15 protein-coding genes are annotated in these 19,603 nt (G+C 42.8%); 3 read left to right on the plus strand and 12 right to left on the minus strand.

The genetic code is table 11. The annotated features are described in order from the left end of the window. Window positions 1-14: 14 nt before the first annotated feature. The 8 genes from N482_RS08490 to N482_RS08525 all read right to left on the minus strand — a co-directional run bounded on the left by N482_RS08490 (window position 15) and on the right by N482_RS08525 (window position 8,059). On the minus strand, window positions 15-1,436 hold the full coding sequence (locus N482_RS08490; RefSeq protein WP_063376632.1) for an SPOR domain-containing protein: 1,422 nt from the start codon (window positions 1,434-1,436) through the stop codon (window positions 15-17). Further along, window positions 1,436-2,506 (minus strand): 3-dehydroquinate synthase, encoded by a 1,071-nt coding sequence (gene aroB, locus N482_RS08495; RefSeq protein WP_063376633.1) that lies wholly within the window; start codon window positions 2,504-2,506, stop codon window positions 1,436-1,438. The genes N482_RS08490 and aroB overlap by 1 nt, the downstream gene beginning before the upstream one ends. Before the next feature lie 26 nt (window positions 2,507-2,532). Next, a complete protein-coding gene (aroK, locus tag N482_RS08500; RefSeq protein WP_063373445.1) occupies window positions 2,533-3,051 on the minus strand; it encodes a shikimate kinase AroK in 519 nt (172 codons plus the stop codon). Between the two features lie 151 nt (window positions 3,052-3,202). Continuing rightward, the gene (gene pilQ / locus N482_RS08505) at window positions 3,203-5,236 is read right to left on the minus strand and encodes a type IV pilus secretin PilQ family protein (protein ID WP_063376634.1); all 2,034 of its coding nucleotides are present in this window, start codon (window positions 5,234-5,236) and stop codon (window positions 3,203-3,205) included. Between the two features lie 18 nt (window positions 5,237-5,254). Then, the gene (locus N482_RS08510; RefSeq protein WP_063376635.1) at window positions 5,255-5,791 is read right to left on the minus strand and encodes a pilus assembly protein PilP; all 537 of its coding nucleotides are present in this window, start codon (window positions 5,789-5,791) and stop codon (window positions 5,255-5,257) included. Next, complete coding sequence (locus N482_RS08515; RefSeq protein WP_063376636.1) at window positions 5,788-6,393, minus strand: type 4a pilus biogenesis protein PilO; 606 nt, start codon at window positions 6,391-6,393, stop codon at window positions 5,788-5,790. The genes N482_RS08510 and N482_RS08515 overlap by 4 nt, the downstream gene beginning before the upstream one ends. Before the next feature lie 29 nt (window positions 6,394-6,422). Further along, window positions 6,423-6,992, minus strand: coding sequence for a PilN domain-containing protein (locus N482_RS08520; RefSeq protein WP_063376637.1), 570 nt, complete (start codon window positions 6,990-6,992; stop codon window positions 6,423-6,425). Then, entirely contained in the window at window positions 6,980-8,059 is a 1,080-nt protein-coding gene (locus N482_RS08525; protein ID WP_063373450.1) for a pilus assembly protein PilM, read from the minus strand. Before N482_RS08525 ends, N482_RS08520 begins: the two co-directional genes overlap by 13 nt. A gap of 226 nt (window positions 8,060-8,285) precedes the next feature. Here N482_RS08525 and N482_RS08530 point away from each other — a divergent pair, with 226 nt between their 5' ends. Next, window positions 8,286-10,733 carry a penicillin-binding protein 1A gene (locus tag N482_RS08530; RefSeq protein ID WP_063376638.1) on the plus strand — a complete coding sequence of 816 codons (2,448 nt, stop codon included), beginning with the start codon at window positions 8,286-8,288 and terminating at the stop codon, window positions 10,731-10,733. Between the two features lie 91 nt (window positions 10,734-10,824). Here N482_RS08530 and metL read toward each other — a convergent pair whose 3' ends face one another. Both metL and metB read right to left on the minus strand, forming a co-directional pair. Then, complete coding sequence (gene metL / locus N482_RS08535) at window positions 10,825-13,173, minus strand: bifunctional aspartate kinase/homoserine dehydrogenase II (protein ID WP_063376639.1); 2,349 nt, start codon at window positions 13,171-13,173, stop codon at window positions 10,825-10,827. Window positions 13,174-13,178: 5 nt separating this feature from the next. Continuing rightward, window positions 13,179-14,402 carry a cystathionine gamma-synthase gene (gene metB, locus N482_RS08540; protein ID WP_063376640.1) on the minus strand — a complete coding sequence of 408 codons (1,224 nt, stop codon included), beginning with the start codon at window positions 14,400-14,402 and terminating at the stop codon, window positions 13,179-13,181. A 330-nt stretch (window positions 14,403-14,732) separates the two neighbouring features. Here metB and metJ point away from each other — a divergent pair, with 330 nt between their 5' ends. After that, on the plus strand, window positions 14,733-15,053 hold the full coding sequence (gene metJ, locus N482_RS08545) for a met regulon transcriptional regulator MetJ (protein WP_063376641.1): 321 nt from the start codon (window positions 14,733-14,735) through the stop codon (window positions 15,051-15,053). Between the two features lie 62 nt (window positions 15,054-15,115). Here metJ and N482_RS08550 read toward each other — a convergent pair whose 3' ends face one another. Next, a complete protein-coding gene (locus N482_RS08550; RefSeq protein ID WP_063376642.1) occupies window positions 15,116-16,357 on the minus strand; it encodes a malic enzyme-like NAD(P)-binding protein in 1,242 nt (413 codons plus the stop codon). Between the two features lie 598 nt (window positions 16,358-16,955). Beyond that, window positions 16,956-17,171, minus strand: coding sequence for a 50S ribosomal protein L31 (rpmE, locus tag N482_RS08555; protein WP_023398433.1), 216 nt, complete (start codon window positions 17,169-17,171; stop codon window positions 16,956-16,958). A 256-nt stretch (window positions 17,172-17,427) separates the two neighbouring features. On the opposite strand from rpmE, the gene priA reads away from it, so the two are divergent. Beyond that, window positions 17,428-19,599, plus strand: coding sequence for a primosomal protein N' (gene priA / locus N482_RS08560; protein WP_063376643.1), 2,172 nt, complete (start codon window positions 17,428-17,430; stop codon window positions 19,597-19,599). The last annotated feature ends 4 nt before the right edge of the window (window positions 19,600-19,603 follow it).

The raw sequence follows: 19,603 nt of genomic DNA on the forward strand, positions 1-19,603 counted from the left end.
TTACACTATTTTTCTTATTGTGACTGTTGGATTTGCTGCTTTATTTGAGAGATACGTTTAAAAAATGGCTTTGCAGCTAACAAATCCCCTGATAGGTTTGCGCGCGCCGTTTTCGCATCTTCTAATTGACCGAATGGGGCCAAAGTAACAAACCACCATGTTTTACCATTGCGCATTACTTCAGCCACTTTAAGGTTATCCTCGTTATACTTGGCAAGAAAATCATCCACCACTTTTCTGTCCATCACAGCTAACAACTGAATACTCCATTCACTATCAGATCGGGTAACAAACCAAGCATTATCATTACCTAAGTTGGTTTTCGGTGGCGTCGCAACAAGCGGCTGCGTATTTACGGTGGTATCGTTCTGCTGTTGCGTCTGCAATTCACTAACAGGGTCTAATGTTGTTGGTGACGTATTTAGTGACTCATCTGGCACAGTAACTTCTGCCATAACGGCTTCAACAGATGAGGTCATATCCTCTTTTTTAGACTCTTCTAAAGCATTTGGTGTCGCCAAAAGCGCCCCGAGTACCGCTGAGACTTGGGTGGGCTCAACCTGCTCCTCATCAATAATCGATACGGCAACGTCGTTATTGGGATCTTCGACGGCTACATCACTCAATACCAGTTCTGCTTCTAATACCGTAGGTTCAGACAGTACATTACTACTCTGCTGCTCAACCGCTTGACGTTGTTCAAGTAAGTTCATCAACTGTTTGTTATAAAGTGCAGCCATCAGACACAATACCAACACAACCGAAGACGCCGCAATAAAATAGTGTTTTTGCCTACTCTTCGTCGCCAGTGGTTGCCTAAGATCTAAGCTTTGACTCTGTTTTGTCCATCCGAGTAAAACACTGGGGTTGCCGTGCGCCTCTGTCACAAATGTGCTAAATATCGGATCGTCTTCGGGTGGTAACTCTTTAAAAAACATTTTCATAAGTTGTTTCGACTCCGAAAATGTCAACGGCTCTAAGTGTATATCAAGCGCTCCAGGCAACATACCAGGACCTTGCGCTGTAACCAATATATATAGAATACTGGGGGCCCTTGTCGCCAAGCTTTGTAGTTCAGCAATTAACTCATCACTGAGATGACGGGCACCATCGAGCACCCATAAACACGGCTCCGCAGGTTGCTCACTGTGCAAAACAAAAAAGTTTTCAGATAACGAGAGTTTTTGATCGACGATAGGCGAGCGGAACGTATGCTCCATTAATTGCCTTATAACATCTATGTCTTTGCTTTGAGCTGAGAGTTGAATAAACGCTTTTGAAAAGTCTTCGTACTTATCTGTTATAAAGCTTTCAGCTAAATAACTTTTGCCTAAACCTGAGTTACCAACCAAGCATATTAAGCTTTGGCCGTACTCGAATTGCATCGCAACTCGGTCTACCAAGGCAGCTCGGCTTGGTAATATTTGAGACTGCATTACTGCCCTATTAAATTACCTACACTTTCATCTGAAACATCATCCACCAAAGCGCATACCCCAACAGCAGTGGGTACGATAAAGCGAATTTTACCGCGTTTATTCTTTTTATCTTTACGCATATGATGGATAAATTGCTCAGATGTCATGTCGCTTGGTGGAGCAATAGGCAAGTTATACTGAGATAACAGTGAACGCACACGCTCAACTTCCTGCTCGGTGATATCACCTCGCTGTTGACCAAGCTCCATCGCCAATACAATCCCAGCAGCAACCGCTTCACCGTGTAACCAATTACCATAACCCATTTGTGCCTCGATAGCGTGGCCAAATGTATGCCCTAGGTTGAGCAAAGCCCTCAGTCCAGCTTCTTTCTCATCTTTCGCGACAATTTCTGCTTTAATCTCACAACAACGGTAAATGACTTGATTTAAAGTCTGCGTTTCCAGTGTTGTCAGTTGCTCAGATGCTTTTTCTAATAAGGCTAAGAACTCAGCGTCATATATAAGCCCATACTTAATCACTTCAGCCATACCTGCTGCAAATTCACGAGAAGGCAATGAACGCAAAGTGTCAGTATCAATAAAAACAGCTTTTGGTTGGTAAAAAGCCCCAATCATATTCTTCCCAAGAGGGTGATTGACAGCTGTCTTACCGCCCACTGAAGAATCAACTTGAGATAGTAATGTTGTTGGGATTTGGATAAAAGGCACACCGCGCTGATACGCCGAAGCCACAAACCCTGTTAAATCACCAATAACTCCACCACCCAAAGCTATGAGGCAAGTATCACGACCACAATTGTGCTCCAATAAAAAACCACAGATTTTTTCAAACCATTCTAAGGTTTTAAATTGTTCACCATCTGGAATAATGAAGTGAAGAGGAGAAAGATCATTTAACTGTTCTTGTAACGCAGTTAAATAAAGAGGCGCAATGGTTTCATTACTAATAATAACAGGACGACTACTACCTAAGTACTCTCGAAGTCGCCCACGTTCGGACAATAGATCCTGACCAATATAGATGGGATAGCTACGCTCGTTCAAATCCACATTTAATTCAAGCATCACCACTCCCTCCTTTTTATTGGTTATTAGAAATCTAGTTTGTCGATAATTTGATTCGCAACCACTTTAGCACTTTGTTCATCGGTGCGTACAACGATATCTGCAACTTCGCTATACAAATGATTACGCTTCTCTGCTAAATCTTCTAAAATCTTTCTTGAGTCTTCACCTGTTTGCAACAGAGGTCGGCGCTTATCTCGCTGTGTTCGAGCCACTTGTTTTTCAATTGGCGTTTCTAAATACACGACTATCCCACGAGCTGACAGTTTATTACGCACTTCTTTGCTGATCACAGAACCACCGCCTGTCGCCAGAACAATGCCCTGCTTTTCAGTAAGATCTGAAATCACAGTTTCTTCACGCTTACGGAATCCTTCTTCGCCTTCAATATCGAAAACCCAAGCAATATCAGCACCAGTGCGGCGCTCAATTTCTTGATCCGAATCGAAAAACTCAAGGTGTAACTGATCGGCAATGTGACGACCAATTGTGCTTTTACCAGCCCCCATGGGGCCTACTAGAAATATATTACGTTTCTCAGCCATATCTATTTAGTACAAACGAACTCTAAAATTTGAAATAAAACCCCGCCTAACGACCTGGCCCCAAAATTAAGGAGGGGATTATCTCAGTATTTCATTCAAAATTTCAAGTCAAAAGGCGCAAATTCCACCTTTATTTGTTAATTTCTCGCCATTACAAATTATCATTCATAATTCTGGGTGTGACAAAAATCAATAACTCTCTCTTTTCATTGATTTCTTTCGTGTTTCTAAAAAACATGCCTAAATAAGGCACGTCACCCAATAATGGAACTTTACTTACTGCATTGGTTGTTTCTTGCTGATATATACCACCAAGTACAACCGTTTGCCCATTATCGACTAATACTTGTGTCTGTATTTGTTGGGTGTTTATTGCCACCGCAGGGCCACTTGCGGTTTGTACTGTATCACCTCGTGTATCTTGGGTGATAATTAAATCCAAAATTATTTTGTTATCCGGCGTAATTTGAGGTGTCACCTCAAGACTCAAAACCGCTTTTTTAAATTCAACCGATGCAGCGCCGCTCGAAGTTGCCTCAACGAATGGTATCTCTGTACCTTGCTCTATCCGCGCAGTTTTTTGGTTTGCAGTAGTAATACTCGGCGTCGCGATAATTTCGCCTTTATTTTCCTGCTCTAGCGCAGTCAACTCTAGATCAATTAATGTCCCATCAGAGAGTTTTGCGATATGCATACCAATACTGGCTGCCGTACCTTGCACCGGCAAGTTAACATTTAACCTGTCAGATAACTGCGGAATAGTGCCGTTTGATAACAACTCAGTCGCCGTTAAATTACCAGAAATCGCATCAGTCCCTTGCTGATCACTAAAACCCCAGCGGATCCCTAGGTCTTCTTGTACATTATCCGTCACCGTTACCATACGAGACTCGATACGCACTTGCTTAACTGGTACGTCAAGCTTTTCTACCATACGGCGCACATTTTCAATACTGCGTGCGGTATCCTTAATCAATAACGTGTTGGTACGGACATCAACAGACACGCTACCGCGTAAGCTAATGATAGAATTAACATCCGTTTTCAACAAATCTGAAAACTCTTGCGCTTTTGCATAGTTGAGTTGAATATACTCAGTATAGAGTGGCTCTAACTCTTCCACTTGCTTTCTAGCTTGCAACTCTTTTGCTTCACGCGCACTAAGCTCTTCTGAAGGCGCTACCATTAGAATAGAGCCTTCCATTCTTTTATCCAGTCCTTTGACTCGTAAAACTACATCTAATGCCTGATCCCACGGTACGCCGTCTAGACGCAGAGTGATATTGCCCGACACCGAATCACTCGTAACCAAATTAAAGTTATTAGTATCTGCGATTATCTGTAATACCGAACGCACCGGGATATCCTGGAAGTTTAGCGTAATTGGCTGTCCTTGATATGACTTCTCACCACCAAAACTGAATTCGTTTGTATCTTTTTCAACCGTCAGGGTAAAAATATTTTCTAATTGCTGATAGTTAAACTTAAATGCTGAGTTTGGTTCGATAACAATACGAGTTTTATTATCTTCTCTAAATGTTTCAATTTTACTAACAACCGTCCCAAAATCTGTGACATCCAACTCATATAAATGATCATCAGCAATACTGATATGATGAAAATCAGCAATAATCTTGTCACCAATTTTCTGTACATCAATGGCGCTTTGAGACGTGTTCAAAAAAGCGAGGATTTGCGCAGCGCCCTTATCTGTTCTTTTAAAATCGATACTTTGAATGCCATTGATATATTGATTGGTTAAATTTGAAGCTGCTGAATCAGGGATCGGTTGGTCAGAAATCTGAAGATAGACCAAGTTATTTTTGACCGTTGTCTTATATAACTTTAGCGCCTCCAGAGCTATGCTAATCTTAAAGCCCCCCTCTTCCATGTAACTATTTATCGATTTAATGCCCGCTTTATTAATGGCCAATTGTTTCAGGCTCTCTTCAAATTCAGCGTCAGAAAAAAATAACTCCAATCTGGCAGGGTCGCTAAGCACCTGTACTTTAGGTTCAATATCAAGCTGCTCGTCAAATACCAATTGCAGTTCAGTTTCTCCAGAAGGAACTGGGTTGTATCGAATATCGTACAACATAGGGATTGCATGAGAGAGCATTGAAGCTCCTAGCAGTGCTCCACCGATAAGCGTTTTCGCAAAGCTATTCGCTAGATTGCGCGTCATAGTCATTTCACCTTTTTATTATTCGCTCGCGCCAATTTCATCAGCTTCTGGCATTTCTATCGTAGTTAGACGCTCTTTCCAACAGCCTGAGCCATCAGGAATAAGCTCCATCAACTCAACTCTATCGGAAAAGACACCAACAACTTCTCCATGATAAAGCCCCATGTATTGTCCTTCTTTAATTCTGTAAAGACCTTGATCCGCAGCTTTAATCAAAGCCCATGTCGACGCATTTGTTGAGATAATTCCCTTCATCACTAGGTTATCCAATGGAAACTTTTCCAGTGGATCTCTGGTTCTTTCTGGGTCAGGGTGCAAACAGTTTTTTATCTGTACCAGCCGACTTTCTATCACTTCAGGCTCAGGCGCAACAAATGGGCTGCGCAATTCGAAAGCCTGATAAGCAAAGTGTTCAAAATTCATCATTTCAGGAATAGGTTCAATATAAGGCGTTGCGCTGGCCTGAACTTTGTCGATGTATTCTTTTTGCTTGGCGGTGTCGTCGTTGCACCCTGCTAATAATACTAACATGAATGCAGGCGTCAGCCATTTCATTGACTTTCCCCTTGTTCATATCGGTATGTTTTCGCAACCACGCCAAAAATCAATGCGTTGTTACCTGCATTTTCGATCCTAAAGTCATGCAAACTCACTATTCGTGGAAGTTGCGCCACTTTACTTACAAATTCGCCAAACTCGTGATAACTCCCCACGACTTCAAGGTTGATAGGCAGTTCAGTGTAAAACTCTTTTTTGACTTCGGGTAGCCATCCAATTTTAAGAAATGTCAGCCCACTAGACGTGCCAACATACGTTAAATCATCAAGTAATCCTGGTGTTTCATTAGATGTTGGTAACTTGCGTAGCAGCTGAGAAAACTGCTCTTCCATATCAGCCATTTGTTGCCGATATAACTCTAAGTTATTCGAACGCCCATATTTAATGCGATAGCTTTTACGTAATTCTTCCTCTTTTCGTACAGCCCCTTCGTACCTATCAATGGAAGCAGAAACCAGCATAGTGTAGCCTACGATAAGCATAATGAGCACAACCAAAGCGCAGCATAAAGCCTTAACTGGTAACGGCCACTCGCCGATGTTATCTAACTCAATCTCGTTCCAATCTATCTCTTGTAAAGCTTTTACATCCAATTTCATGTAGCAGGTACTCCAGACTGCGTGCCATCTCATTCTTGACGTTCTTGTTCCATCTGTTCGAATGATTTAACGTAAAAGTGCATCATAAAATCACTCAACAACCTATCATCATTGCTCCCTGCAACTATCCCTTGGATCACAGGTCGTTCTAATAAATAGGATGATTCAACCGCTCTCAACATCTGTGACAAACGATTATTAGATTCACTCCGCCCTATCACCTTAATCATGTCGCCTGTGCGCTCTAAGCTAGTTAAATACACACCAGCTGGCACAACTCTGGCCACTTCATCAATAATTTGCGTGCCCAAATTGCGATTGCTTTGTAATACTTCAATTAAGCGAATACGTCTTTGCAGATTTTCTTTTTGTTTATTCAAGCCTTCGATCTCGCCAATGCGCTTGTCTAACTTTACAATCTCGCCTTGCAAATATCGATTTTTAATCTCCTGCCCCTGTCGCAATCCGTCATAAAAAGTACCCATTAGGTACATGAATGCCAAACTACTCGCAACAATCACTGCCAAAATGGTTAGGAACTTTTGCTGAGATGCTTGACGCTGCTGTTCACGCCAAGGCAGTAGATTTATATGTGGCATGTTGAAAAGCTCCTCAAAGCCAACCCTGTAGCTATTGAAAATTGAGAGCGATGTCTGTTAAGCACACTCCTGTCCACTTTCGGTGCTACTTCCATATTTGCGAATGGGTCTCCAATAATACTGTGCACGCCCAATTCATCTACTAGCAATCGATCAAGCCCTTCCACCAACGCAGTGCCGCCTGTCAATATGATATAATCAACCTGATCATGGCCACTGGTTGTCATAAACATCTGCAATGCTCTCCTTATTTGCTGTAACAGAGAGGTCTGAAACGGCGCCAAAACTTCAAACGTGTAGTTTGGCGGTAAGTCACCCGTCGTTTTAGCTAGTTCGGCTTCATCAAAAGTTTTATTGTAGTACGCTACGATGCTATTCGTGTACTGTTCACCACCAAATACTTGATCTCGCGTATAAAGAGTCTTGCCAGACTGCACCACACTGATCAGTGTAACGACTGCGCCAATATCAATAATAGCAACAACTTTATCGTATGCGTCGGATGGCAATTGCTCATATAACACGTCTACTGAACGCGCCAGGGCATAGCTTTCAACATCAACAACTTTGGCTTTTAGTCCCGACTCTTCTAATGCTCCAACCCTTGCTTGGACACTTTCAGTGCGCGCTGCCGACAAAAGTACATTCACTTTTGATGGATCGGCTTCGTTGACAGACAGTTTCTCAAAATCTAGGCTGACTTCATCTAATGGGTAAGGTATTAAGCTATCCGCTTCAATCGCTATCTGAGATTCCAATTCAGCATCTGTTAAAGATACATCCATAAAAATCATTTTCGTGATAACTGTTTGCCCGGATACGGCCACGGACGCATACTGCGTTCCTTTGGGTAGGCGTTTTTTGAGCTTTGAAATTACGCGCCCAATTGCTTCAATATCTTGAACAGCACGCTCTTTCATGGCCCCTTTTGGCAAGGGTTCAATTGCAACAGCTTCAACTCGGAAGCCCGCGCTTGATTCCGCTAGGAGCACAGCTTTTATACAGTGTGAACCAATGTCGATCCCAACCATTAGTGGCGCGTGCTTTTTAAATATTTGATCAAACATGCAATTAATCCAAATATCTTATTTAGTAGTTATCTCGGCGTCATTCGTCAAGAGTTAACATTTGATACGCCTTAAGTATTATGCATTATACTTACCAAACAACTTCGGTGCATCTTTTAACACCTGTCCGGGCAGAAGAATTTACGTAAAAGTTATTAATCGCTTTTTAATCAGGATATACTATCAGTGTCCAATAGCAATTGGGAGTCTCAGTAGGGATAAATTCGTGAATTTATTAAAAAGATTATTACAGACTGTTTTCGTTTTTGGCCTTTTTGGCCTTTTGATTCTAATCGGCTTGTACTTCTATGTAAAATCCGACATCCCCAGCGTCAAAGTATTGAAAGACGTGCAGTTGCAGACCCCTATGCAGGTGTTTACACGTGACGGAAAACTCATTAATCAGTTTGGTGAAAAGCGCAGGATCCCAGTACAAATTGCGGATGTACCAGAGCCGCTGTTAAATGCCTTTCTAGCAACTGAAGACAACCGATTTTATGAACATTTTGGTATCGATCCCATAGGTATCGTTCGCTCCTTTATTGTGCTCGTTAGCACAGGACAGAAGAAACAAGGTGCGAGTACTATCACCATGCAGCTGGCGAGAAATTTCTTTTTAACCAGAGAAAAAGCCTATATCCGAAAGGTAAAGGAAATATTCATCGCTTTACATATTGAAAGATTATTGAGTAAAGATGAAATATTTGAGCTTTATCTTAATAAAATAGAGCTTGGTCATCGCTCATTTGGTATTGGAGCAGCGGCACAGGTCTATTACGGTAAAGAGTTGCACCAATTAACATTGCCACAAATGGCCATGATTGCCGGGTTGCCTAAAGCACCTTCAGCATTAAACCCAATTCGTAACCCAACCCGAGCTAAAGTGAGAAGAAACGTAGTATTGGGTCGTATGTTGGCAGAAAAATACATATCGCGAGCTGAGTATGATGAAGCTGTCAAAGCACCTATCACCGCCAAACGCCATGGAGCAGAAATAGAACTATATGCGCCGTATATTTCTGAAATGGTACGCGCATATATGGTCGATAAGTACGGTACAGATACGGCCTATAATTCAGGTTTCAGAGTCTACACCACGGTTGATTCTGCAACACAAGCGGCTGCTCAGCAGGCACTCATCGATAACTTACATGCCTACGATAGACGTCACGGTTTTCGCGGGCCGGCCGCAACTTATTGGCTAGAAGATGAAGCGCCTTGGAGTACAGAGCAAATTATTGCACGTTTGAAAAAGGTTAAAGCAATAGCACCATTGCAAGCTGGCGTTGTCACCGAGATTGAAGAACAATCCGCTTTAATTATATTGCCTTCTGGACAATCAATTACGCTAGACTGGCCGGCAATGAACTGGGCAAGAGCTTATATCAACGAAAAACGCCAAGGTCGCGCACCCAAAACGGCTTCAGAGATCCTTAAGCCAGGGATGCAAGTGTGGGTTAGAAATGTCGACGATCAGTGGCGATTAAGCCAATTACCTCAACCAGCCAGTGCGCTTGTTTCTCTAGACCCTCAGAGTGGCCAAATAAAAGCACTGGTCGGTGGATATAGCTTTAAACAGAGTCAATATAATCGAGCTGTTCAAGCAAAACGACAAGTGGGCTCTAACATCAAACCATTTATTTACTCGGCAGCATTAAAATCAAATTACACACTCGCAACCATTATCAATGATGCACCAATTAACCATTGGGATAATAGTTTAGGTGTTGCTTGGCGACCAAAAAACAGCCCTAATGTTTATAGCGGTCCTATTCGCATTCGCAGAGCACTCGCGCAATCTAAAAACGTTGTTTCAGTGCGCTTAATGCGGGGCGTAGGGTTAAATAATACCGCTGATCATATCCTTAAATTTGGTTTCAATGATGAAGATTTAGTTCGCAGTGAATCTCTAGCGTTAGGGAGCGCTGCTTTAACTCCCTTAGAAATGGCTAGAGGTATGAGCGCGTTTGCCAATGGTGGGCACTTAATCGAGCCTTACTTTATTGATCGCATGACTGACTCATTTGGCAATGAACTAGGTACTGCCAGCCCATTAAGAGTATGTGATGAAATTGAACTAGAAACCGATCCTTATGTCTGTGCCCCGAGAATCATTTCAGAGAGAAATGCCTTTTTAGTTGCTGATGCATTGAAAAGCGCCATCTGGGGCGGCGGAAGTTGGCGTCATAAAACAGGTTGGACCGGCACTGGCTGGCGAGCTCAGACGTTGAAACGTAAGGACTTAGCGGGTAAGACAGGCACAACAAACAATGCCGTAGATACTTGGTTCACTGGCTTTAACCGCAATTTACTCACCACAGTTTGGGTTGGCTTTGATGATGCCAGTAAACCGCTAGGGCGTGCAACATACAACAGTAATTTAGGTAAACAGCAAATCGTTGGCGGTGAGGCCGGAGCAACAGCCGCACAGCCAGCTTGGGTTCAATATATGCGACATGCGCTAAAAGATGAGCCACTTGCTCCTATCGACCCTCCTCCTGGCCTTGTGTCAGTGCGCATCGACTTAAAAACTGGCTTACTCAGCGAGAAAAACGACTTTACGAGTCGCTTTGAATATTTTGAAAGAGGCACAGCACCAACCAATTACGTGTTAGATTCTGGCGGCAGTACTCCCTTTGAAGATGCTTTACCTGCGACAGAAGAGCTGTTCTAAATCATAAGAAAAGGGCCACGCAATGCGTGGCCCTTTTTATTAGGCAAATTTAAAGTTTAAAATAACGTTTAACGCTAGCGGTATTTAACCGCTATTTTAAGTTTTGCGTTAACCAATAGAGGTCCGAGTGAATGCCTGCTGCCGTCACATCTTTACCCGCACCCGGCCCTTGAATAACCAGTGGGTTTGTCTCATACCATTGGCTCGTAATCACAAAAATATTGTCACCAGGTGTTAAATTGGCGATGGCACTACCATTATCAACATAGGCTATACCAACTTTTACAGTCACCTTGCCATGCTCATCAATATCTAACGCACCTGTGTAGCGCAGCGCTTTTCCTTCTCGCTCAGCCTGCTCAGCTCGTGTCGCATAAAACGTATCTAAGTCTTGTTTATTAGCTAAAAACTCGCTCCAATCACCCTCGGCTAAGTGTTCCGGCATCAATGGCTCTAGGGCAATATCATCAACATCAAGTTCGAGCCCTAAGTCCCTCGCCAATATCAGCAGCTTGCGCTGCATATCACGACCAGATAAATCTTCTCTTGGATCTGGCTCTGTATAGCCCATTTTCTGCGCCGCTAAAACGAGATCTGAAAATGGCTTTGAACCATCGAAACTGCTACATAACCAAGACAAGGTACCAGAAAAAACACCTTCGATACGTGTTATCTTATCGCCGCTATTTTGTAGATCTGCCAATGCAAAATTAATTGGCAAACCAGCGCCTACACTCGTGTTATAACGCCACAATAGATTCCGTTCTTGTAGCTGCTCAAGCAACTGTGAGTACCATTTACGCTGCGCTGTACCCGCATACTTGTTAGCACTGATTAGATGACAATCTTGCTCCACAAAGCTCGGATATAATTCACTAAACGCGTCGCTGGCCGTAATATCAATGACCACTTTATGCTCGTAATCCAGCTCGCTGATACGCTCCAACAAATCAGACCGTGTATAACTTTGCGCTTCACTGCGCCATTGCTGCTGCCAATTGCCAATACTGATACCACTTGGGCAAAATAACATGTCTTTTGAGCGTAAAAGTGCAACCACTTTCAAATCAAAAGATGTCTGCAACTTCGCAATCTGTGCTTGGCATTGCTCGACGAATACTTCACCCACATTCCCCAAACCAGCAATGATAACGGCTAATTCGCGTCCTTTATTAACTAATTTATCGTGCAAAATTGCCAACACATCACTATCGATCGACTGGTCGGTTAGAAATAGCCCATAGTTGCTATCACTGTGGGTAAATCGCACCACAACATCTTGCTGCTCTAATACAACCTCGGCTTGTTGTGTAAGTTGCGTCACTTCATACTCTGGCGCAACCAGCGCCACTCCTCTCAAATGCGTCTCGACAATATTTCCACGGCCTCGCAAATGCGTTGCGACTGCGTGTGTATCGTTACTTGGCACCAGAAGGTAGTCATCACCTCCTTTACTAAAGTGGTGAATACTGTGTTGAATAAGTTGACTCAAAGTGCGTACTTCACCACGTACAAGCTCTTCAACTCGAATTAAATCCAACTCATCAAACGTTGTAATAAAGCGCTTATCTTTACTGTAGCCTTGTTTAACGATTTCTGTACCTAATATCTCGGGCTCGTAGCTGCTGCGCACTTGCAGCTTGATATTCGTATTTTTTAATGGTGACAAAGTCTTAGCATGCAGCACAGGGTTACCCAGTCTAGCCAATAAGTTTGCTTGTACTCGGCATACTTTCGGATATTTGAGGGCAGTCGACACTTTTCGGGGATCCGTACTAAACACCCCTTGAGTATCAGTCCACACAGAGACAGACTCAGCGTCAATGTAATTGGCTAACAAGGTTGCGCTGTAATCACTGCCATTGCGCCCTAGCGTAATCGTATTACCGTCACAGTCAGCAGCAATAAACCCTGTGACTACATTAATCTTGGTGGTATCGATTTGAGATAAACATGCCTGCCTGTTTTGCGCATGCAACAACTGACCTTGATGCTGTGTAAATAAAATCCGTGCATCGACATCGCTAGCAGCTACGTTCAAGGTATTTAAAAGGTGCGCTAACAATCTGGCGGACCATACTTCTCCATGAGCAAGCAAAGTTGCTTCATGCAGCGTCCGCGCATTCGCAGATTGAGCAATAGCCACCAGCTCATCCTGTAGTTTATCTTGCAGTGCCTGAGCGCTTGGTTCTGAAAATAACTCACTCAGTAATTGACGCTGATGATTTTCAATTTGCAAGAGAATATCATTAAACGCTTTATCGTCTTGCTGTGCAAAACTCTGCCATAACTTAACTAGCGTATTGGTTGTTTTACCAGCGGCGGAGACAACAACACAGTCTCCTGCTTGGCATTGACCAAGCACAATGTTTGCTACTGCTTTATACCTAGTGGCAGAACTTAAACTTGATCCGCCAAACTTATGTACTACTTTTGTCATATTAATTACCACAATACCGTATGTGCAGGAGACAATTTAAAGTCTTTTGCGCTGTCTGGGGCACCTTGAGTGCCAGGCTTGATCCGCTGGAAAGCTTGCTCTATATCTGCGAGTAAGTCCTCTACTTCCTCAATCCCCACAGAAATTCGAATTAAAGTATCCCCTACACCCGCTTCCAATCTCGCTTCTGGATCCATTCCAGCATGGGTCATTGTCGCTGGGTGACAAATTAAGCTCTCAACTCCGCCCAATGATTCAGCGAGTGAAAATTGCTTCAACGAGGTTAGGAATGCAGCTGAGTCTTCCAATCCACCTTTGATATCAAAACTCACCATGCCACCAAAGCCATGTTGCTGTTTTTTAGCTAGCTCATGCTGCGGGTGTGAAACAAGGCCTGGGTAGTAAACTTGCTTTACAAAAGGTGAGGCTTCCAAATATTTTGCAATTTCTAAAGCATTTTGCTCATGTTGCTTTAGACGCACTTTAAGTGTTCTCAGCCCACGCAGCGTTAAGTAACTGTCAAATGGTGAACCCGTGATACCGATATTGTTCGCCCACCACGCAAGCTCTTCACCTAACTCTTTGGTACGTGCAATTACGGCACCACCCACAACATCAGAGTGTCCATTAATAAATTTTGTTGTCGAATGCACCACAATATCAACGCCAAATGCAATTGGGTTTTGTAATGCTGGAGATAAGAAAGTATTGTCTGCAGCAACCAATGCACCGCAGTTGTGAGCTGCTTTTACAACAGCTTCAATGTCTGTCAATCTCAGGATGGGATTACTTGGTGTTTCTATCCAAACGACTTTCGGCGCGATCTCTGCGATTTGCTCTAGACTTTCCGACTTAGTCAGATCTAACACGACCACTTTTAATAAACCGCGTTTTTCTAATGACGTAAATAGACGGTAGCTACCACCATAGCAATCATGAGGAATAACTAAGGTATCATCATGATTGAGTAACTGAGTAACTAGGTGAACAGCCGCCATACCTGTTGCCGTGATCATACCTTTCTCGCCGCCTTCTAGCTGAGTCAGTGTATCAGCGAGTATGTCTCTATTTGGGTTACCACTACGCCCATAATCGTAATCACGTTTCTTATCAAAATCTGCAAACGAGTAGGTTGTAGAGAGATAAAGAGGCGGCACAACTGCGCCATGGTGCTTGTCGGCATCAATGCCATTTCTAACTGCGATAGTTGACTTGTTGCTTTGGCTCATAGGTCACCTAGATACTTGGATGTTTAGACGTCTAAAAGGTTAGATGAACAAATCAAAGAAGTCAAAACATTTATACTTCTACATGGCTAAATAACTAGTATTTGACTATCTTATTCAAACCGATAAAATTTCGCCACAAAGCGATCTCGTTTGTAAATAAGACTGAGTCTTTGACCAAATATGGCAAAAGACGTGTTGTTCTGCCACTTATGTATAAAGTACCATTTTCTTAAATTGGACCACTTTAGTTATACCGTCAGCAGTAAACCTCACGAGCAAAAACACAGTCTTATTTGCATCCCAAGTAAACACTGAGGCAAGTACAGAATTATGGCTAAATGGAACGGTGAATATGTTCACCCTTATGCAGAACATGGTAAAAAATCTGAGCAAGTGAAAAAAATCACAGTCTCTATTCCTCTGAATGTACTCAAAGTACTAACAGATGAAAGGACTCGTCGCCAAGTAAATAACTTGCGCCATGCAACTAACAGTGAACTATTATGTGAAGCATTTTTACATGCCTTTACAGGACAGCCTTTACCAAATGATGAAGATTTAAGAAAGGATAACCCTGAAAAAATCCCTGCCGAAGTACGTAATATTATGGAAAAGATGGGATTGGATATTCCAGAGATCAACGAAGAATAATCGAACTCTTCGTCATAAAACTAAAAAAGCCTCACACTGTGAGGCTTTTTTGTCGGATGCGATTAAGCCATATAATTTTCTGGCATATCGATTTGTGCGACACCTGAATCAATAGCAGCTTGCGCAACCGCTTTTGCGATACGTGGCAGTAAGCGCGGATCCATCGGTTTAGGAATAATATACTCTGCACCAAACTCTAAGCTGTCTACTTCAGCAGCAACCAGCACTTCTTGTGGTACAGGCTCTTTGGCGATGCAACGGATAGCTTCCACAGCAGCAATCTTCATTTCGTCATTGATCGCTGTTGCACGCACATCTAATGCACCACGGAAGATAAATGGGAAACACAGTACATTATTTACTTGGTTAGGATAGTCAGAGCGACCAGTTGCCATAATCAAATCATCACGAGCGCCATGAGCCACTTCAGGGCTAATCTCAGGATCTGGGTTTGAACATGCAAATACTACAGGTTTGTTAGCCATTAATTTAAGATCTTCTGGAGACAGTAAATCAGGGCCTGAAACACCTACAAACACATCAGCTTCGGCGATAACATCTTGTAGCGTGCGCTTATCTGTGTTGTTTGCAAAAAGCGTTTTATATTCGTTCAGGTCATCGCGACGTGTATGGATAACGCCTTTACGGTCAAGCATGTAAATATGTTCACGCTGCGCGCCACACTTGATCAAAAGTTCCATACAAGCAATAGCGGCTGCACCTGCACCTAAACATACAATAATAGCTTCTTTTATGTCTTTACCTTGAATTTCTAACGCATTCAACATACCTGCGGCGGTTACAATTGCGGTACCGTGTTGATCATCATGAAAAACTGGCACATCACAACGCTCAATAAGCGCTTTTTCAATTTCAAAACACTCAGGTGCTTTAATATCTTCTAGATTGATACCGCCAAAAGTATCTGCAATGTTTGCAACTGTATTGATGAAATCTTCTGTAGTGCGGTGCTTTACTTCGATGTCAATTGAGTCTAAACCAGCAAAGCGCTTGAACAGAAGCGCTTTACCTTCCATAACGGGTTTAGATGCCAATGGGCCTAAGTTACCTAAGCCTAAAATAGCTGTACCATTACTGATCACAGCAACCATGTTGCCTTTACCTGTATAACGGTATGCATTAGCAGGATCGGCTGCAATTTCACGTACCGGTTCTGCAACACCTGGACTATAGGCAAGCGCTAAATCTTTTACAGATTCTGCTGGCTTAGTAAGCTCAACACTGATTTTACCTGGGACGGGGTGAGCGTGGTAATGTAATGCTTTTTCACGTAAATCTGACATGACGCGATTTTTTCCTACGAGAAGTTAAAAGTGAGAGTGAGATAAAAATTCGCTAACTGTCTTCACAATACCCTTTTTGAAAATTAATTCAAGCACTATCAGGTCTATCCTGTTTACGGGGATTTTTTAGAATTTAGCGACTTTTACATGACTTTTCATCCAATTTTTCTGCTGTAATACGACTCAATATTCGCTTTTAAAAAGCAATTATGAGTAATTATTATGCAAAAGTTAACTCAACCACAATTCATTGAAAATTAAACCACATATCAATGCACTTTACTTAAACTTAACTACATTTAGTGACATTTAGATGAATTTAACTCACAAAAAAGTGAATCACTAAAGCATAAATATTCAAAACAAGAAAAAATTTAAACACCAAACAGCACTCGGTTGGCATAAAAAGCCAACGACAAAGTGTTTAATCACACAAATGTTATAAAATAAATATGGCAACTTTTTAATACAATACCAAATTGCGCGAATTTTTAATCGAGGAAGAGGGGGGGTTGGATATTTTTGATAAAAAGGATTTACATACTTTAGAACTAAAAAAAGCACCCGTAGGTGCTTTTCTATAATACCAAGCTGTTGATTAACGCTTAGCTGAAAGCGCACCGAAGCGCTTGTTGAAGCGATCAACACGACCACCTGTGTCAAGGATCTTCTGCTTACCAGTGTAGAACGGGTGACAAGAAGAACATACATCTAGGTGAATGTCTTTACAAAGTGTTGAACGAGTCTCGAATTTGTTACCACAAGAGCACGTAGCTGAGATCGTCTCGTACTTAGGGTGAATACCTTCTTTCATAGGAAACCTCTAATTAAGGCCGTATCGCTCTCCAAACCCGAAGTTTGGCACCATACGTCGTTATACATATAAATTGGACGCGTATTTTAGAGTTTATATGCTCAAACTACAAGCAATAATTGAGACTAAAAAGAGATTTTTCTGTTTCTTCCTCTAATACCAATAATTTGCGCGTACAAGCAATGAGGGATAGGGTATACTCATTACCGCTTTATCTTCACTTTCAAGAGCAATAGGCTTAGCTACTGGAGACACAATGCCATTTGCAGCTGTCGCAATCAAAGTACCCTTACACAAAACATTTGACTACGCTTATGATCCCTCAGACCTACCATGTATCGGTGGTCGAGTATGGGTCAAATTTGCCAATCGTCGATGCGTTGCCGTGGTAACCGAGTTAAAAGAGCACAGTGACGTACCAAAGGATAAAGTTAAAACAATTGAATCAATCATTGATCACACCCCAGTACTATCGAAATCTCACTTGGACTTTTTGCGCTTTGCTAGCCAGTACTACTGCTACCCTTTCGGTGATACCTTGTTTACCGCGTTACCCGGCGCACTGAGAGACGGGCAAGATACTGATAAAACACAAACCCCTATCATAACGCTGACAGAATCAGGGCGCGCAACAACACAACTGCGTGCTAAAAAACAATTGGCATTACTCGAGCAATTACGCAGTGCAGGTGACGCGACTGGCACAGAGTTGAAAACGCTCGGCTTCAGTCAAGCACAAATTAAAGCTTTGTTAGAAAAGCAGCTTATCCGTGAAGAAGTTCGCCAAGATACTTCATGGCAAACCACGCCATTGCAAATTGGTAGTAAGCCAATCCTCAATCCCGAGCAAGCTACGGCATGTAGTGCAGTTAACCATAATCAAGGATTTCGAACCTTCCTACTAGAGGGGGTTACAGGCAGTGGTAAAACCGAAGTTTATTTGCAGTGCCTTGAAAAGGAGCTGTCAGCGGGCAAGCAAGCATTGGTGTTAGTACCGGAAATAGGCCTCACGCCACAAACAGTAAATAGGTTTAAACGTCGCTTTCCTGGGTTGCCCATCGACTTATGGCACTCAAATCTGACCGACAATGAGCGGCTGCATACATGGCGACGAGCACAACAAGCAACCACCGCATTGGTTATTGGTACGCGTTCCAGCATTTTTTTGCCATTTAAATCTCTCGCAATGATAATCGTAGACGAGGAACACGATCATTCATTTAAGCAACAAGATAGTCTGCGCTACCATGCAAGGGACTTAGCAGCATATCGCGCTAACCAAGCACAGATCCCCCTACTGTTAGGTACTGCAACACCCGCCTTAGAGACACTAAAAAAAGCGCTGGATAACAAGTATCAATTAATTACGCTTAGTAAACGTGCCCAAACCAGCCAAGATAATAGCTTCCATATCATTGATATGAAAGCCCAACAGACTCAATCAGGCTTTGCCAGTAGTAGTTTGCAGGCCATCAAACAAACCTTGGCAGTCGGTAAGCAAGCGATGATTTTTTTGAATCGCCGCGGCTTTGCACCCACTTTGATATGTCACGAATGCGGCTGGCTTAGTAACTGTGAGCGATGCAGTACCAGTGCGACTTATCATAAAAACATGCAGCGATTGGTCTGCCACCATTGTGGCGAGCAACAATTTGTGCCACATCAATGTCCAGATTGTGGCAGCACACAAATTATGCCGACAGGTCTGGGCACGGAGCAGTTAGAAGAGTTTTTAACGGATGAGTTTCCAGATACGCCCGTCAGTCGTATTGACCGAGATTCGACACGTCGAAAAGGGAGTTTAGAGAGCGCGCTTGAACAAATTCATCAAGGTGGCGCTCAAATATTAATTGGCACTCAAATGCTCGCTAAAGGGCATCATTTTCCAGATGTCGCGCTAGTGATAATATTAGATGTCGACAGTGGTCTATACTCATGCGACTTTAGAGCGACTGAGCATATGGCGCAATTGGTGACGCAAGTGGCTGGACGCGCTGGTAGAAGCGGTGAACCCGGTACTGTGCTATTGCAGACACACTTTCCAGAGCATCCTTTGTTGCAAGACTTGGTTAACAACGGCTACCAAGATTTCGCGCGATATGCACTGACCGAGCGAGAAGAAGTGCTACTGCCACCATACTCTCATTTGGCAATCATCCGAGCCGAAGCGACGTCCTCACATTTAGTTATGACATTTTTGTCTGATCTGGTTCCTGCTCAGCCATTCTCTGGTATACAATTGCTGGGACCAATTCCTGCCCCTATGGAGCGTTTGGCAGGAAAATATCGCTATCAACTACACATACAGGCAACACAACGTAATATTTTGCATCAATACCTAGTGCAACTTAAGGACTATATTAGCAATCATAAGCTAGCAACGAAGGTGCGTTGGAATATTGATGTGGATCCTATGGATACCTTTTAAACGT

Source organism: Pseudoalteromonas luteoviolacea NCIMB 1942 (assembly GCF_001625595.1).
GTDB classification, from domain to species: domain Bacteria; phylum Pseudomonadota; class Gammaproteobacteria; order Enterobacterales; family Alteromonadaceae; genus Pseudoalteromonas; species Pseudoalteromonas luteoviolacea_A.

Excerpts from the sequence above, each read along its gene's own strand:
- rpmE (WP_023398433.1), bottom strand. The coding sequence starts at position 17,171 with ATGAAAGAAGGTATTCACCCTAAGTACGAGACGATCTCAGCTACGTGC.
- metJ (WP_063376641.1), top strand. The coding sequence starts at position 14,733 with ATGGCTAAATGGAACGGTGAATATGTTCACCCTTATGCAGAACATGGT.
- N482_RS08520 (WP_063376637.1), bottom strand. The coding sequence starts at position 6,992 with ATGCCACATATAAATCTACTGCCTTGGCGTGAACAGCAGCGTCAAGCA.
- aroK (WP_063373445.1), bottom strand. The coding sequence starts at position 3,051 with ATGGCTGAGAAACGTAATATATTTCTAGTAGGCCCCATGGGGGCTGGT.
- N482_RS08515 (WP_063376636.1), bottom strand. The coding sequence starts at position 6,393 with ATGAAATTGGATGTAAAAGCTTTACAAGAGATAGATTGGAACGAGATT.
- aroB (WP_063376633.1), bottom strand. The coding sequence starts at position 2,506 with ATGCTTGAATTAAATGTGGATTTGAACGAGCGTAGCTATCCCATCTAT.
- metL (WP_063376639.1), bottom strand. The coding sequence starts at position 13,173 with ATGACAAAAGTAGTACATAAGTTTGGCGGATCAAGTTTAAGTTCTGCC.
- metB (WP_063376640.1), bottom strand. The coding sequence starts at position 14,402 with ATGAGCCAAAGCAACAAGTCAACTATCGCAGTTAGAAATGGCATTGAT.
- N482_RS08490 (WP_063376632.1), bottom strand. The coding sequence starts at position 1,436 with ATGCAGTCTCAAATATTACCAAGCCGAGCTGCCTTGGTAGACCGAGTT.
- N482_RS08525 (WP_063373450.1), bottom strand. The coding sequence starts at position 8,059 with ATGTTTGATCAAATATTTAAAAAGCACGCGCCACTAATGGTTGGGATC.
- N482_RS08550 (WP_063376642.1), bottom strand. The coding sequence starts at position 16,357 with ATGTCAGATTTACGTGAAAAAGCATTACATTACCACGCTCACCCCGTC.
- N482_RS08510 (WP_063376635.1), bottom strand. The coding sequence starts at position 5,791 with ATGAAATGGCTGACGCCTGCATTCATGTTAGTATTATTAGCAGGGTGC.
- pilQ (WP_063376634.1), bottom strand. The coding sequence starts at position 5,236 with ATGACGCGCAATCTAGCGAATAGCTTTGCGAAAACGCTTATCGGTGGA.
- priA (WP_063376643.1), top strand. The coding sequence starts at position 17,428 with ATGCCATTTGCAGCTGTCGCAATCAAAGTACCCTTACACAAAACATTT.